9 protein-coding genes are annotated in these 16,930 nt (G+C 66.9%); 2 read left to right on the top strand and 7 right to left on the bottom strand.

Annotated features, from left to right (window positions below):
- Positions 1 to 2 precede the first annotated feature (2 nt).
- Positions 3 to 1,178 carry a helix-turn-helix domain-containing protein gene (locus K8940_RS19570; RefSeq protein ID WP_223391726.1) on the bottom strand — a complete coding sequence of 392 codons (1,176 nt, stop codon included), beginning with the start codon at positions 1,176 to 1,178 and terminating at the stop codon, positions 3 to 5.
- Positions 1,179 to 1,638: 460 nt separating this feature from the next.
- Between K8940_RS19570 and K8940_RS19575 the strand changes: the two genes are divergently transcribed.
- Both K8940_RS19575 and galA read left to right on the top strand, forming a co-directional pair.
- Complete coding sequence (locus K8940_RS19575) at positions 1,639 to 4,317, top strand: TonB-dependent receptor (protein ID WP_223391727.1); 2,679 nt, start codon at positions 1,639 to 1,641, stop codon at positions 4,315 to 4,317.
- A gap of 118 nt (positions 4,318 to 4,435) precedes the next feature.
- A complete protein-coding gene (gene galA, locus K8940_RS19580; protein WP_223391728.1) occupies positions 4,436 to 6,913 on the top strand; it encodes a beta-galactosidase GalA in 2,478 nt (825 codons plus the stop codon).
- 22 nt (positions 6,914 to 6,935) lie between these two features.
- On the opposite strand, the gene K8940_RS19585 is transcribed toward galA, so the two are convergent.
- The 6 genes from K8940_RS19585 to K8940_RS19610 all read right to left on the bottom strand — a co-directional run bounded on the left by K8940_RS19585 (position 6,936) and on the right by K8940_RS19610 (position 16,864).
- A complete protein-coding gene (locus K8940_RS19585) occupies positions 6,936 to 8,906 on the bottom strand; it encodes a glycoside hydrolase family 3 protein (RefSeq protein WP_223391729.1) in 1,971 nt (656 codons plus the stop codon).
- A gap of 74 nt (positions 8,907 to 8,980) precedes the next feature.
- Positions 8,981 to 11,170 (bottom strand): TonB-dependent receptor, encoded by a 2,190-nt coding sequence (locus tag K8940_RS19590; RefSeq protein WP_223391730.1) that lies wholly within the window; start codon positions 11,168 to 11,170, stop codon positions 8,981 to 8,983.
- A 360-nt stretch (positions 11,171 to 11,530) separates the two neighbouring features.
- Positions 11,531 to 12,577 carry a LacI family DNA-binding transcriptional regulator gene (locus tag K8940_RS19595; protein ID WP_223391731.1) on the bottom strand — a complete coding sequence of 349 codons (1,047 nt, stop codon included), beginning with the start codon at positions 12,575 to 12,577 and terminating at the stop codon, positions 11,531 to 11,533.
- A 237-nt stretch (positions 12,578 to 12,814) separates the two neighbouring features.
- Entirely contained in the window at positions 12,815 to 15,226 is a 2,412-nt protein-coding gene (locus K8940_RS19600) for a TonB-dependent receptor domain-containing protein (protein WP_223391732.1), read from the bottom strand.
- Positions 15,227 to 15,255: 29 nt separating this feature from the next.
- Positions 15,256 to 16,239, bottom strand: coding sequence for a FecR family protein (locus K8940_RS19605; RefSeq protein WP_223391733.1), 984 nt, complete (start codon positions 16,237 to 16,239; stop codon positions 15,256 to 15,258).
- A 97-nt stretch (positions 16,240 to 16,336) separates the two neighbouring features.
- The gene (locus tag K8940_RS19610; RefSeq protein ID WP_223391734.1) at positions 16,337 to 16,864 is read right to left on the bottom strand and encodes an RNA polymerase sigma factor; all 528 of its coding nucleotides are present in this window, start codon (positions 16,862 to 16,864) and stop codon (positions 16,337 to 16,339) included.
- Positions 16,865 to 16,930 lie beyond the last annotated feature (66 nt).

The following is a 16,930-nucleotide window of genomic DNA, read 5'->3' on the forward strand; positions in this document are numbered from 1 at the left end:
TCTCACCGCGCGGCTCGCCTCATTTCCGCGTCCGACTTGAAAAAGGCAGGATCTGAGACCTGGCGACGGAACTGCGAGGGCGATACGCCGAACCGGGCCTTGAAAGCGCGGTTGAAGCTGGCCTTGGAGGCAAAGCCCATGTCGAGCGCCAGGCTCAGCAGATCGCGGTCGGAACCCGCTTCCAGCGCCCGCGCCACGCCCTCGGCCCGCAGCCCGTTCACGAAGTTGGAGAAGTTCACCCCCAGGCCCAGATTGATGGCGCGGGACAGGCGGCCGCTGTTGGTGCCCAGAAGTCGGGACAGGCGCGCCAGCGAAAGGTCCGGTTCGCGCCACCACCCGGCTTCTCGGGTGCGATGGGCGATGTCCTGAGCGATGGTCGGCCAGTTCGGCGTTTGGACCACTTCCGGATCGGCCGCGATGGGATCCGCCGGGAGCCGCCCAGGCAAGGCCAGCGGGACGGGAAGCGCAGCCTGTCGCCAGCCGGCCACGCCCAGATAGACGCCGACGACGGCTAGGGCCAGGTACATCCCGGTCTCCTGGAAAAAGTCGATGCCGCCCACGGCGAAGGACCAGAGCCAGAAGCCGGACTCAACGCCAAGTCCAGCCAGGATCACCATCAGCACCCGGCCCAGCCAGTTCGCCGAGAACCTGTCGTCGTCGCTGCGGTGATCGGCCAGCCTCGCGCGCTGCAGCGTCAGGATCTTGCCGATCGCGTAGGTGTAGGCCGCCAGGCTCACCAGTCCCAGAGTGTCGAACGCGGGGGCGACGAAGGCGCGGTGCCAGCCCGTATACCACTGCCACTTGGGCCCGACGGGAAGCAGAAAGCAAAGACCGAAATAGAGCCACTGGGCGATGGCGGGGAGCAGATGCAGTCGCATCCGGCCAGGCGGTGTTCCATCCGCCAGCGCGTGGGCATAGCCGTAGAGCAGCGGACCGAACGCTAGCGGGATGGCGAAGGGCGCGAACGTAAGCCAGCGGAAACGATCATAGGCGCCGGCGAAGCCGATCGCATACGGCGTCAGCATTCCCGCGATCACCACCAGGGCGGCCGAGAGGAAGCGGTTCGCGACCCGATTTTGGCCGCCCTGGGCCAGCGCGCCCGCGAGCAGCAGACACTGAAGGATCGCCGCGCCTAGCAGCGCCGTTCGCCACCCGAAATAGATTTGCCAACCCGCCATGACCGGAACGCTAAGCGCTACGGCCAGTCAGCGGAAGACGGATGAAGCCGCTCTCTGTTCAACCGTCCGGCGTCGATAAGCGGCGCTCCATCGCTCACGCCAATACCACTTTAGGCCCAATTCGCCTCCTTTCGAGGCGTGCCGCGCGCCAAACAGCATATTGATCATATAAATAGTGACAGACGCCAAAATCTGAGTGGATATAGATTGGTATCTCCATCGAGACGACTCGACCCTCGACGCCGTGGAGCGCCGAGGCCTCCGAACACGATCCATGGAAGACAAAAGATAATATTCGAGAAGGGCTTAGCAATGCTATAGGAGCAAATCCAAACATACCCAGGGGATTCGATCGCAACAATGCGAGAGAACGAGTACAAAATAATAATAAAAGCGTTTCCTATTGAAATGTAGCGACGCTCAACGAGGCCGATGACGACTCGAGCGTCACTTAGGGGGTATGATAGTGAAATTGAAAACCTATGCTCTACTGAGCACGGCCCTTTCAGGGCTTTTCCTGGCGACCGCCGCCGCGGCCCAGCAGGCCGCGCCGACGCCCAGCGACCAGGTCGACGCCGTCGTGGTCACCGGCTTCCGCAAGAGCCTGGCCACCGCGCTGCAGACCAAACGCAACGACATCCGCGTCTCTGACGGCATCTCGGCCGAGGACCTGGGCAAGTTTCCCAGCGACAACATCGCCGAGGCCATCCAGCGCATTCCCGGCGTCCAGATCCAGAACGTCAACGGCCGCGGCGCCACCATCAGCATCCGCGGTCTTGGCCCGCAGTACGCCAAGGTGACCCTGAACGGTCAGGACTTCGCCAACCCCAACTTCATCGACGGCTTCCGCTTCGACATCATCCAGACCGAACTGGCCAGCGCGGTGCAGGTCTACAAGTCGCCGACCGCCGACATGGACATGGGCGGGTTGGCCGGCACCATCGACATCAGCACGGCCAAGCCGCTCGACATCAACGGCCAGAAGCTGATCCTGTCGGCCAAGGGCCAGAAGGCCAAGCTGGCGGCCGGCGGCGCCAATCCCGCCTTCGGCGTCGTCTACGCCAACCAGTATCTGGACGGCCGCCTGGGGATCTACGCGGGCGCCAACTATCAGGAGCTGGACGACCGCGCCGACTACGCCTTCATGGACCGCTGGTACACCGCCTCGGGCGCGGCCGGCGAGTTTTCGGGCACGGTCGCGACGCCGGCGGGCACGCTGGTCCCGCGCCGCTTCCGCTATCGGCGCATCGATCGCACCTCGGACCGCACCCAGTTCAACGCCGGGGTGGAATACAAGGCGACCGACAATCTGAAGCTGGGCCTCACCGGCGTCTATTCGAAGGACGCCACCAAGTACAACGTCAACCAGATGGTGTTCGGCAACTTCGCCAAGTCGTCGGTCACGCCGGTGAAGGTGGTCAACGGCGCGGCCACGGTCGTCAATCTCGGCAACTTCACGTTCGACAACAACCGTCAGCTCGAAGTGCGCGACCTGTCGACCAAGGCCTATACCGGCTACGCGCGCTGGGACTTCGCCCCGAGCTGGCAGGCCAACTTCATCGCCCACTACACCAAGGGCGACGGCTACCTGACCGAGGAAGCCGCGATCATCGAGCCGAGGATCGCCTCGGGGGCGCTGGACTTCAGCAACCCCGACAACATCAAGTTTACGATGTCCAGCGCGGCGACGGATCCGAGCATCTACGCGACCTCGAACCTGGCCTGGTCGACCTATCCGAACGGCGCCCAGAACCATCAGGTCACCGACAGCAAGTCGGCCCAACTGGACGTGAAGTACGACGCCGACTGGGGCATGCTGAGCGCCCTGCAGTTCGGCGGCAAGCTGAAGAAGGAAGGCTTCGACCGCACGGTCACCCGTCGCGACTTCTTCGACGACAACTTCCAGTATGTTCCGATCTACTCGGCCAGCAACCCCAAGGTCACCAACTTCCTGGATGGCGCGATCTCCGGCGTGGACAGCTGGCTGACGCCCGACATCGAAGCCTATCGCAAGGCGCTGGCGGCCAAGGGCGTGACGGTGCCGGCCCTCTATAATCCGCAGGCGTCGTACGGCCTCTCGCGCGATATCGACTCGGTCTACGCGATGGCCAACCTGCGCGGCGACCTGGGGCCGGTTCCCTTCCGGGCCAATGTCGGCGCGCGCTACGAGTCGACCAAGCAGACGGTCAATTCGAACCTGACCGACGGGTGCGATTGCGACATCCAGAACCTGCTGGGCAAGATCTCAACGACCACCAAGTATGATGACATCCTGCCGAGCGCCAACGTGGTGTTCGACCTGACCGACAGCCTGATCCTGCGCCTGGCGGCCGCCAAGACCCTGGTCCGGCCGATCCTCGACAGCAGTTCAAAGCTCAACACCACCCAGTACGAGGCCGCCGACAGCGCGGGCCAGACCACGGTGTTCGTCGACCAGGGCAGCCCGACCCTCAAGCCCCTGACCGCCAAGAACCTGGATGTCAGCCTGGAGTGGTACTACGGCCAGGGCGCTGGCCTGAGCTTCGGCGCCTTCGCCAAGGACGTGAAGAACGGCACCTTCACCTCGATGATCTGCCCGACGTCGTGGAACAGCGTCAATCTGACGATGAACGCCTCGACCAACGACTGCGTGGGAACCAATGGCAAGGTCTACGAGATCACCGTCACCCAGAACGACCCATCGGTGATCAAGCTGCGCGGCTACGAGGTCAACTGGCAGCAGTCCCTGGACGCCTGGCTGCCGGTCGACGGCTTCGGGATCATCGCCAACTACACCTATGTCGACCCGAAATACTCCACCACGGGCTTCTCGCTGCGCAACCTCTCGCGCAAATCGGGCAACGTGACTGGCTATTGGGAGAACGACACGTTCAGCACCCGGGTGTCGGCGAACTATCGCAGCGCCTACGAGCAGAACAGCGTCGACAGCTTCTTCGCGCGCGAGGGCCACACCATCAAGTCCGGCGTGCAGGTGGACTTCTCGGCCAGCTATCACCTGAACGACCACATGACGGTGACCGCGGCGGGGCAGAACATCTTCAACAAGAAGGAAGAGGCCTACAAGAACACCCCCAGCATCTGGCAGGAGACCGGCGTCTTTGGTCCCAGCTACCAGGTCAGCTTCATCTACAAGATGTAGCTGAAAACGGCGCGTCGCGGCTGCAACCGCGACGCCATCCCCCTCCTCCTTGCCCGCCGCGCCGTGGCCTGACATCCACGCGGCGGGCGTTCTTTTGTCGCCATTGGGAGTCGCCGCCTTGTCGATCGATCGACGCACCCTGATCAGCGTCCTGCCCGCCGTCGGCGCGGCGATCCCCCCGGCGCTCGCGACGGCGTCCGGATCGGCGAGCCCGTCCCCGTCCTCGCCGCGCCAGCGGATCCGCCTGGACGACGGCTGGCGCTTCGCCCTGGGCCATGCCGCCGATCCCGATCGTGATTTCGGCTTTGGCGACTTCCAGCGCACCTTCGCCAAACAGGGGCGAGGTGTTGGCCGCATCGGCGAGGCCGACTACGACGCCAGCGGTTGGCGCGAGGTGACCCTGCCGCACGACTGGGCGGTGGAATTGCCGTTCGTCGACAACGCCCGCTTCACCCGCAATCCCGCCGACAAGGACGATGAGGATCTGGCGGCCGCCCATGGCTACAAGCCTCTGGGGCGCGGCTTTCCCGAGACTTCGGTCGGCTGGTACCGCACGATCCTGCCGATCTCTCCCACCGACGCCGAAGGCCGCGTGGCCCTGGAGTTCGACGGCGCGTTTCGCGACGCCACCGTTATCCTCAACGGCTACATCGTCGCCCAACACCACAGCGGCTACGCCTCGTTCGGCGTCGACATCAGCGAATTCCTCAACACCGACGACCAGCCCAACGTGCTGCTCGTGCGGATCGACGCCAGCCTGGGCGAAGGCTGGTTCTACGAGGGGGCGGGTCTATATCGCCATGTCTGGCTGGTGAAGACCTCGCCCCTCTTCGTGCCGCAGTGGGGCGTCTTCGTCCGCGCCGACCGCGACGGCCGCGTCGAAGTCGATGTCGAGCTGGCCAACCGGCGCGACGCGGCCGCGGCGCTCACGATCGAGGCCGCGGCGCTGGACGCGACCGGCGCCCTCGCCGCCTCGGCGAAGACCGCCCTGTCGGTGACCGGCTGGCGAACGGAAACCGCCAGCCTCGCCTGCGCGGTCGCCGCGCCGAGACTGTGGTCGACGGACACGCCCAACCTCTACGTCCTGCGCGTGACGGTGCGCGAGGGCGAGGCGATCCGGGACGTCTATGACGTGCGCTTCGGCTTCCGCGAGGTCCGCTTCGACGCCCACGAGGGCTTCTTCCTCAACGGCCAGCCCTTAAAGCTGAAGGGCGTCAACAACCACCAGGACCACGCGGGCGTGGGCGCGGCGATCCCCGACGCCCTGCAGGTGTGGCGGCTAAAGCAACTGAAGGCCCTGGGCGCCAACGCCTATCGCGCCGCCCACAATCCGCCGACGCCCGAACTGCTCGACGCCTGTGACGCCCTGGGTCTTCTGGTGATCGACGAGACCCGTCAGATGAGCGCCGCGCCCGAGTCGATCGACGAACTGCGCGCCCTGGTCCGCCGCGACCGCAATCACCCCTGCGTCATGCTGTGGTCGATCGGCAACGAGGAACCCCAGCAAGGCGCCCCGCGCGGCGCCAAGATCGCAAAGGCCATGGCCCGCGAGGTTCGCGCGCTCGACCCGACCCGCAAGATCACCGCCGCCATGAACCGCGGCCAGGGCGAAGGGATCACCGAAGCCCTCGACGTGATGGGCTTCAACTACCACGAAGATCGGATCGAGCCGTTCCGATTGAAGTATCCGGACATGCCGATCATCGGCACCGAGACCGCCAGCGCCGTCTCCACGCGCGGCGAATACGCGCGCGACGACAAGCGCGCCGTCGTCTCGTCCTACGACGTCGATGCGCCCTACTGGGGCAAGACCGCCCACGCCTGGTGGAGCCTCTACAACGCCAAGCCCTATCTGCTGGGCGGCTTCGTGTGGACGGGCTTCGACTACCGGGGCGAGCCGACGCCGTTCAACTGGTGGCCTTCGGTGTCGTCCAACTTCGGGATCATGGATCTCTGCGGCCTGCCCAAGGACATCTTCTACTACTATCAGGCCTGGTGGCGGGACGACCTGCCCGTGCTGCATCTGCTGCCCCACTGGAACTGGGAAGGACGCGAGGGCCAGCCGATCGAGGTCTGGGCCTATTCCAACCTCGACGCCGTGGAGCTGTTCCTCAACGGTCGCTCGCTGGGCCGACAGGCGCCGCCCAAGGATGGCCATGCGCAATGGACCGTTCCCTACGCGCCCGGCCGGCTGGTCGCCTACGGCTTCAAGAATGATCGAGTGGTCCTCAAGGCCGAGCGGCGCACGGCCGGCGCGCCCGCGCGCGTGATCCTCACACCCGATCGCACGCAGCTGGTCGCCGACGGCCAGGACCTGGCCGTGGTCAATGTCCGCGTCGTCGACAAGGCCGGCGTGGTCACGCCCAAGGCCGCGGTCAGGATCGATTTTGACCTTGCCGGCCCGGGAAGACTGATCGGCGTCGGCAATGGCGACCCCAATAGTCACGAGCCCGACAAGGCGACCTTCCGCACCACCTACAACGGGTGGGCCCAGGCGCTGGTCCAGACCCGAAAGTCGTCAGGGCCCATTCGCCTGGCGGCGCGCGCGGAGGGCCTGGCGGGCGACGCCATCACCCTCTCGAGCACACCTGGATAGCACCTTCGGCGCCGGGTCTCGTTCAGTAGGCGAGGCCGAAATGGATCGGATAGACGGGATCCTTGCTGTCGTGCGGCGCGTCCTCGGCCTGGGCCTCGACGGCGGCCATGGACGAGGGCAGCTCGAACGGCAGCTTGCCGCGCGGCGGCGCGACGCCGGTCAGGGCGTCGAGGAAGGCGTCGTCGCCAGCCCCGAAATCGCCGATCAGGGCCGCCGCCTTGTCGCGTACGTTGGTCAAGATCGCGGGGCGGTCGAGATAGACCGCGACGATGGTCGGGACCTTGGCCGAGGCGGCCTTGATCGCCTCGTAGTCGGGCGCGCCGTCCTTGAACGACAGGTCGCCCTCGTGCTGGAAGCTGCCGAAGACGTAGTTCGGGTGCAGGGTCTGGAACGGCGTGGCGACGCGGATGATCGCCAGGTCCGCCTGGGCCAGGTCCTGGACCGGGACCAGTCCGTGGGCCCGGGCGACCTCGGGCGAGACGCCCTTCAGCCACACCTTGCGGCCCGCGCCCTTCAGCGGCAGCAGGCCGTTCTTGTTCTCCAACAGGGTCAGGGCCGCGCTCTGGGCCGCCCGGCCTTCGGCCACGAAGGCCTTGGCGCCCACCACCGTCGCGGCGGCCTTGGAGTCGACATAGGGATTTTCGAACAGGCCCTGCTCGAACTTGATCGCCAGGATGCGGCGCGCGGCGTCGTCGATCCGGGCCGGCGCGATCTTGCCCGCCTTTACCGCGGCCACCAGTTCGGCCGTGTCCTCGACGCCGCCGAACTGGTCCAGGCCCGCGTTGACGCCCTTGGCGTAGCGATCGACCTTGGCCAGATCCTCGACGCCCCAGGCGGTGGAGAACCCGGCGAAGCTGGGCTTCTCGCCGGCCGGGAAGCCGTCGCGGCAGGTCTCGGGACAGTCGTTGGTGATCGCCCAGTCCGAGACGACGATCCCCTTGAAGCCATGCTTGACCCGCAACTGGTCGGTCAGCAACCGCCGGGAGAAGCCGGCCCCGACCTGTTCGGCCGGCTGGCCGTCCAGCGTCAGGTCCTTGAGGATGGCGTAGGTCGGCATGACGCCCACGACCCCGGCCGCGAAGGCCTGGTCGAAAGGCTTGACGTGCAGGTCGAACTGGCCGGCGGGGAAGACGGCGTAGCGGCCGTAGCTGTTGTGGCCGTCGAACCCCTTGGCCGAGGCGCCATAGCCCACCCAGTGCTTGACCACCGCCGAGACGCCGTTCGACGCCAGGTTGGCGTCCCCGCCCTGGAAACCCTGGACATAGGCCTTGACCATCTGGCCGACCAGCTCGGGATCCTCGCCGAAGGTGCCGTTGATCCGCGACCAGCGCGGCTCGGTGGCCAGGTCGGCCATGGGCGACAGGGCCTGGTGAATGCCGACGGCGCGGTATTCCTGGCGGGCGATGTCGCCGAAGCGCTTCACCAGGATCGGATCGCCGATCGCCGCCAGGCCGGTGGCCTCGGGCCACTGCGAGAAGCCGCCCGCCGCGACGCTGGCGCCGGCCACGAACTGGAAATGGTGACGCGGGTCGGTGCTGATGGTGACCGGCACGCCGAGGCGCCCCTGCTCGGCCAGCGCCTGCACGGCGTTGTTCTGTTCGGCCAGCCAGGCCGGATCGCCCGCCAACCGGGTGATGAAGGTGGTGACGCGCCGCTCCAGGATCAGCGGCTTCAGCTTGGCAAGATCGTAGCCCTGGCCGCGGCCAGGGGTCATGCCGCCGACGGCCGGCAGGGTGCCATGCATCATCTCGCCGGCCTTCTCCTCCAGGGTCATGCGCGCGACGAGGTCGGCGGCCCGCGCGTCGGGCGACAACCGCCAGTCCTCGAAAGGCGACAGCTTGCCGTCGCGATCCAGGTCGCGGAACCGCAGGCCGTCGACTGTGACGACCTTGCCATCGCGCGTCCCCAGCACGGGCTGCTCGGCGGCCAGGGTCGCGGATCCAGCCACGGCCGCCAGGGCCGTCGAGATCAGGAGACGTTGAAGGATGCGCACGTCGAACTCCGAAGCTGAACAAGAAAGGCGCCCTCGGCGGGCAGGAGCGCCGAGGGCGGAGAGTCATCGGGGAGCTAGAAATTGACCCCCAGTCGCAGGCCGTACGTACGCGGCGGCGCGTAGAACTCACCGTTGCCATTGGTGGCCAGGCCCGTCGTCGAGTTCGGCGACGAAGCGGTGCGCACGTCGTCGTTCTCGAGGTTTCGGACGTAGCCCTGCAGGTTCCAGCGATCGTCGGGGCTGGTGTAGGTCAGGCTGACGTCGGTCTTGGTGAAGCTGTCCTGCTTGTTCTGGGCGAAGCCGTGGTACTCGAGGTTCTTGGCGCTTTCGTAGTGCGACTGCACACGTCCCACGACCTTGGCGCCCGAGGCGATCTCCCAGGTGTGCTGGTAGCCCACATTGACGCTCCAGGTCGGCGTGCGCGCCATGCGGCACCCCGAGAAGTCGGTCGAACGCGGCGCGGCGGCGCTGAAGTTGGTCTTGAAGCAGGCCGCGACACCGGCGTTGGCGCCGTTGTTGGCGAAGGCGTCGCCCAGCGGCAGCACGAAGTCGGTATATCGCGCGTGCAGCCAGCCCAGGGTGGCGTCGATGCGGTCGTGCTCGGTGACGACGAGATTGCTCTCGAACTCGACACCGTAGACGCGGGCCTTGTCGGCGTTCAGCGTCACCGCCGCCTGCTGGCCGGCGATCACGCCGACGGCCGTCACCTGGAAGTCGCGGTAGTCGTAGAGGAAGCCGGTGGCGTTGAACTGCAGGCGGTTGTCGAAGAAGCGGTTCTTCACGCCCGCCTCGTAAGAGGTGATCTTCTCGGGCGCGTAGACGTTGTTGGCGACGCCATCATAGTAGCCGCCGGCCTTATAGCCCGTGGCCACGTTGGCGTAGAGCATCGACGTGTCGGTCAGGTCGAAGTCGGCGCCCAGCTTCCAGTTGGTGGCGTCCCACTTGGCGTCGGCCAGGTTCTTGATCACGGTCGAGGTGATCGCCCCCGCCGAATTGGTCAGGAAGGTGCCGCCGTCGCGCCCCTTGCGATCCTCGGTGTAGCGCAGGCCGCCGGTGACCCGGAACCGGTCGGTGACCTCATAGGTGCCCTGGCCGAAGACGGCCAGCGACTTGGCGGTCACCTCGGGCTGGATGAACGACAGATACGAATTGGTCGCCAGGAAGACCCGGAAGTCGACGTTGTTGTCTTCCGTGAAGCGGTAGAGGCCGACCACCCACTTCAGCTTGCCGGTGTCGCCGCCCAGGCGCAGTTCGTGCGACCAGGTGTAGTCCTTGCCCTTGAAGTAGTTCGGCGCGCCGGTGCTGGCGTTCTCGCCGTTACGGTCCAGGCGCGAGAAGTTGTAGCCGGTCAGATAGGTCAGGGTGGCGAAGCTCAGGTCCAGGTCGGCCTGGCCGTGGGCGCCGAAGAACTTGTTGTTGCGATAGAGGTTGGTGGCGCAGTTGCAGGTCCACGGATCGCTGGTGGCCAGGGTCGTGCCATAGGTCTTGTCGCCGCCGCCGGCCCCGCCCTGGTGCAGGTAGTCCGCGCCGACGCGCAGCGAGAACGTATCGCTGGGCTTCCAGAGCAGCTGGATGCGGGCCGACTTGTCATCCTGGTCGTAGCGGTCGTTGCCGCCGGTGCCCGGCCCCTTGTTCAGCGCCTTCACATAGCCGTCGTGGCGCGAGGTCTGGAAGGCCGCGCGGACGGCGATGGTGTCGCTGACCGGCAGGTTGACCATGCCGGAGGTGGTGATCGCGCCGTAGTTGCCGACGTCCACCGAGCCGGAGCCCTCGTAGTCGAACTTGGGCTGCTTGGTGATGACGTTGATCGCGCCGGCCGTGGCGTTGCGGCCGTACAGGGTGCCTTGCGGTCCTCGCAGCACCTCGACCCGGTCGACGTCGTAGAACAGCGCGCCGACCGAGGTCGAACGGGCGATGTAGATGCCGTCCATGTGATAGGCCACCGCCGGATCACCGACCTCGGTGGTGTTGGTGCTGCCAATGCCACGCAGGAAGACCACCGCGGCGCCCGAGCCGCTGGAACTGATCTGCAGCGCCGGCACCTGGGCCGACAGGTCGACCACGGTCTTGATGCCCTGAGATTCCAGCTTGTCGCCGGTGACGGCCGAGACCGTCAGCGGGGTTTTCTGCAGGTTCTCGCTACGACGCTGAGCGGTGACGACGACTTCGTCCAGTTTCACGACGCCGGCCTCTTGGGCCATGACCATAGGCGCGTGGAAGCTCACGACCGCGAAGGCGGCCGACGCCAACAACAGACTGCGCATCTCTTTCCCTTTGTCCTGCTTGGACGATCAAGACGCGTCGGCGAGCCGCCAAGGCGTCACGATGTCCGGCGCCATCGGCGCCTGATTGCGGTTCCTCCAGCCCCTTGTTCCGAGGCTTTCCCGACGCGATCGCCCCCCTCATTTCAGAGGATTAAGACAACGTTGTCGTAACCAGACATCACGATGAGACAACGTTGTCTATGTCGATTTTTCTGACACCGCTGTCCAAATGAAATCGATTACAGGTTTAATCCGCCCATCCGGAAGGCCGCTCGGCGAAGCTTCATTCCCGATACGGAGCAGCCTGGAAAATCCGCCCCTGGAAAGCGCTTCCAATCGGGTCAAATTGCGTGCGAACGATCAGATGGAGGGCGGCCCGGCGGAGTCCCGCGTAACGAGGCGATAGTCCAGTTGACGGGCGGTCACCCGCCCCCTGAAGCGTTCGTCGCCAAAGCCAGCGATGAGAATCTCCACCGCCGCTTCGGCCATCTCGGCGGTTGGCTGGTGGATCGTTGTCAGGCGTGGCCAAGCGGCTTCGGCGGCCGGCGTGTCGTCAAAACCGACCACCGATAGATCCTTCGGGACGGACAGGCCATTCTTGGCCGCCGCCGCGAGCACGCCGACAGCCATTTCGTCGTTGGCCGCGAAGATCGCGGTCGGGGGTTCGGGCCCACGCAGCAAAGCCTCGGCCGCATCAAACCCGGACAGACCCAGAAAATCGCCCTGGGCGATCCACCCCGGGCGAGGCTCGACGCCACGCTCACGCAGAGCCTCGACATAGCCTTCCCGGCGCCGCGCGGCCGAGCCGTGATCGGGGGGACCATCGATGAAGGCGATCCGGCGATGCCCCATCTCCCATAGGCGACAGGTCTGCTCCCAGGCCGCGCGCCGGTCATCGGTGAAGACATAGGGCGATCGCTCGAATTCGCGATGCGGCGCTATGCGCACATAGGGCAGTCCCGCCGCCTCGATCGCGGCCAGGACTTCGGGATCATCGCAGGTCGGCGGCGTGAGCACCACGCCGTCGAACCGCGTGTCGCGCAACACGTCGGCGAAAGTCTGTATCCCGCCGACAGCCTCCGGGGATTGGACCTGCTCCACCACCAGGTGATAGCCGGCGCGACGGCAGGCGCGCATGGCGCCCACCTGCACCTCGCCGACATAGTGGTAGGCGCCAACCCGCATGAAGATCACACCGATCAGGTAGCTGCGTCGACTCGACAGCGATCGAGCCGAAACGTTGGGACGATAGCCGAGCCTATCGACCAGCTCCTGCACCCGCGCCCGCGTTTGCGCGCCGACGCCCTCCTCGCGATTGATGACGCGCGAAACCGTCTTGATCGACACGCCGGCCTGCCGGGCGATGTCGATAATCGTGACCGTCCCTTCCCGCGCGTCTTGCTCCATGGGCACGACACCTAGCGAAAACGAAGGGCCGACGCGAGGCCCCGTGGGAGCTGCGCGCTCGTTTGGACATGCGGAGTCCGCGACGCCGTGCGTCGAGGCTCCCGCGTTGCAAACCGCCGACAGCGGTGACGACGTCGATGCCGCGGCCGCGGCCGCGGGCCATGAACCGACCTGGACGCGCCGTCCGCTCGCACTGGACGCCGATGGCGCTGTTCATGGAAAGCTGGTGGACGCCCCTCAGTAGCGGGCGCGAACCTCAAGCGAGATTGTCCTTGGCCGCTGCGGCGTGGCCTGTCGCGACAGCCTCAAGGTGAAGGGATTGCCGTAGGCGAACGTATCGCCGGCGCTGTCGAAGAGATTGTCGAGCGCCAAGTCCAGGCTCAGGCGATCCGACCAGAGCCGCCCGGCGACTCGGGTCGTGGCGTAGCCGCCCATGGACGGCGCGGTGACGCCATCGAAGCTCAGGCGCGAACGACCGACATAGGCCCCGCGCAGGTCCAAGCCCATTCGCCACCCCCGCCCCACCGTCCGCTCGTAGCTCGCCGCCAGAGAAGCCGAGCCCTTTGGCGCGCCGGCCAGTCCCAGGTCCTTGCGCCCTGGGAAGGCGGCGTTGACCGACTCCAACTCCGGATGGTTCAGCAGGAAATTTGCGTCCAGGCGCAACCCATCGCGGGCGTAGCTCCCTTCGAACTCCAGGCCGATGTTGCGGCCGTCGCCCAGGTTGGCCGTGTAGGGCAGCCCGGAAGGCAGCAGCTGATCGCTTTGGATATCCTTCCAGGAGGCAAGGAACACGGCGGCCCGCAGGCGAAGCCGCCCTTCCAGCCATGACCTTTTCGTCCCGGCCTCGTAGCTCCATAGCTCGTCGCCGTCATAGCGGCGTTGCGGCTCTCCGCCCACGGTGTCGAAGACCTGGGTCGGGATCACGGCGGTGTTGAACCCGCCTGATCGATAGCCCTCGGCGGCCTGGACATAGACCAACGTCGAGGGGTTGGGCGCGAAGGACACCACGATCTTCGGCGCGAAGCCGACATAGCTCTGCGCGTCTCGAAACAACGCCGACGCGCCGGCCGACGCGGCGAGACTTGACGCCTCCGACCGTGTCGCGAACAGGCGTCCGCCCAAGGTCACGCTCCAACCATGGCCGACATCGCCGATCGCCTCTCCGAACAGCGCGGCCTCGCCAAGCACGTCGCGGCGCGTCTCGGCCGCCAGCGGCGGCGCCGCCGTCGCGTCGACCAGGATGACCTGGCCGTCGCGTCCCTGCCGCGTACGGGCCAAGAAGGCGCCGACCTGCCACTGGATCCGGCCGGCCGGTCGCGAGGCCAGCGACGCCTCGGCCACCACCGCGCCGACATGGTTGTCGTCGTCGAAGGCGACCGCCGCGCCTAGCGGGACGGAGACGGGCGGCGCGGCGCTGGCGTCGTAGCGGCTGGAGAGGTCGTGCCGGACGGCGGCCAGGGTCAGCTTCGCATCCTGCCCTAGAAAGCCGCCCTGGGCGCCGACGTGGACCTCGAGGAAGTCGTTGTCATGAGGTTCGGCGATTCGGTTGCGGCGCGCATAGGTCCCCACGCCGCGATCGGCGTATTGCGTGTCCTTCGAGTTGATCCATTGGCTGGTCACGCCGGTCTCGGCGGTCCAATCGTCGGCGAGCTTCACCCGCGCGGAGACGCGGACGCCGTTCCGGCGCGTGTCGTTGATGTCGGGCCGCCCGCGGCCGAGATCGTCGATATAGCCGCCCTGGCGCTCGGCATAGCCAACCAGGCGGACCCCGGCGCGCCCGTTCAGCATCGGCACGTTGATCATCGCCGACGCCAGGCCGCCAGCCTCGCCACCGCGGGTGGTCGAGGCCGAGAGGGAAGCTCCCGCGTCAAAGGCGTCGAGATCGGGACGATGCGTTCTGAGTTGCAGAACACCGCCTAGCGACCCCGCGCCGTAGAGAGCGCCCTGCGGGCCGCGCAGCACCTCGACCTGACCGATGTCGACCATCAGCAGGTCCGGATCGGGGGCGTTGTAGGTCAGCCGCACGTCATCGAGATAGATGCCGACCATCGACTGCGTCTGGCCGGTCAGCGGCCCGTCCGAGAGACCACGCAAGATGACCTTGTCACGCCCGGGCCCAAGATTGGTCATCGTCATCGACGGAACCGCCAAGGCCAGGTCGGCGGCGTCTCGTACGCCTCGAGCCGCGGCGGCGCGCTGGTCCAGCGCGCTGACCGAATAGGCCAGGCGATCGGCGAGGGCCAGCCGACGCGTAGCGACGATCACCAGTTCGGAGAGCCGCGCGGGGCTCTCGCCTTCCTCCCGAAGCGTCGGCGCGGGAGGCGTCGCGACCGCCGCGAGCGCCTTGGGAACGATCTTATAGACCCTGGGCGAGATCAGGCGGGCCTCGCAACCGGCGCCGCGCAAAAGCGCCTTCAGCGCCGTGTCCAGATCCGCGCGCCCCCGAAATCCGGAGGAGGGTCCACATCCCTGCGCCGCGCTCAGGTCGATCGAGACTCGCGCCTGCAGCGCAAACGCCGTCGCGGCGGCCTTGAAGGGCCCGCTGGGAATGGCGAAGGTCACGGCCTCGCCGGCCCGCGCGCCAATCGGCGCGACAGCCAGGCCGATCGCCGACGCCACGCCCAGATCCCGCCACGCGCGGTTACGCAAGATCACGCCCCTCCGACACGGTCAGGGCGTCACCTTAGGACTATTTCCCCGTGCAAGCGATCGACGGTCAAACCGGCGTATCCGGCCAGGACGCGAACGGCCGCGTCTTCGTCGTCGAGCGCGATCACGCCGGAGAACCGCCTGCCCGCGACCTCCGGAGCGATCCGGATCGGCGTCGGGAAACGACGATTGAGGTCGGCGACGATATCGCCCAGCGTCTCGTTGTCCGCCACCAGTTGGCCCTGGGACCAGGCGAAGGCGCCGTCGGGCGCGACCCGCCGCACCTGCGACTGGGCGGCGCCCTGCTGGTGACGCAGTTCCTGGCCGACCGTCAGTCGGACCGGCGTGCGATCCTGTCCGTCGCGCTGCGCGACCTCGACCACGCCCCTACGCACAGTGACGCGGACGCTCTTTTCGTCGTGGCGGATGTTGAACTCGGTCCCGACGACCCGTACGCGCTGGTCGCCCACCCCGATCACGAAGGGGCGCGCGCGGTCCTTGGCGACGTCGAAACTGGCCTGGGCCAGCCCCATCTCCACCCGACGCGCCCGCCAACCCAGCCGCACGCTGAGCTTTGAGCCGCCGTCCAGAGTGATCCGTGTGCCATCCGCGAGATCGATGCGACGGGTCTCCCCCGGCCTGGTCTCGTAGGTGACGCTCCGCCCTTGCGAGGTCGTCCAGAGCGCCGGTCCGCCGACCAGCACCGCCAGCGAAGCGGCGATCGCGCCGCCGATCCATGCGCGCCGCGCCGGGATTGGCGCCCGCTTTGGGAAGCCAACGACATTGGGCGCGGGCGGCGAAAGGCCCTCGGCGATCTCGGCCTTCCGCAGCTCGAGATCGGCCACGATCAGTTCGGCGTCCTCGAAGGCGGCCAGTCGCGCTTCCGAACCTTCCAGCCAGTCGGACAGGGCCACCCAGTCCTGCGCCGTCGCGGTGTCGGACTGAACGCGGACCAGCCACGCGACGGCTTCGTCGCGCAACCCTTCCTTCGTCTCCAGATCCTGACCGCTCATCCGACTTCGCCATTTCCTGGAAGGCCGTCCGCCTCCCCGTTCGCCCCAAAGACGCCATAAAGCGCCAGGCGCCTCAAAAGAATTTCGCGCGCCGCCGTCATGGCCACCGCCCGACCTTGGCGACGATCAGCTTGAGGCTGGCCATCATGTATTTCTCGACGCTGGATCGCGACACGCCCATGGCGGCGGCGGTCTCGGCGTGGCTCAGGCCTTCCAGCTTGTGCAGCCGAAAGGCCTCTTGCGCCGCCGGCGGCATGGCCTTCAGCGCCTCCAGGGTCTTGGCCAGCTGCAGCTTGGCGGCCGCCGCCTCGTCGGCCGGCGCTTCATCGGCGATCTCCGCGCCGCCAGCGTCAGATACGTTCGCCCCGTGCCATTGAGCGTCGCGCGCCTGCGCCCGCCGCCGCGCCTTGATGCGATCCAGCATCAGGTTCGTGCCCAGGCGGTAGAGGTAGGCCGCCGGGTTGTCGATCGTCTCGGCGCGTCGGTCGACGATCTTCAAATAGATGTCCTGCACCAAATCCTCGGCCGCCTCATCAGACCGCAGGCGCACGCGAAAATATCGGAGCAGATCCTCACGCCGCTCCATGTAGGCGGAGATCAGGGGATGGACGTCGGCGTCGTCCAAGCGCGGTCGCGCTCCTCGGAGGATCAGCGCCGGGAATCCGCGCCTGCGACAATCTTTCCGAACCTC

Origin of the sequence: Caulobacter segnis (assembly GCF_019931575.1) — a bacterium.
GTDB lineage: Bacteria > Pseudomonadota > Alphaproteobacteria > Caulobacterales > Caulobacteraceae > Caulobacter > Caulobacter segnis_C.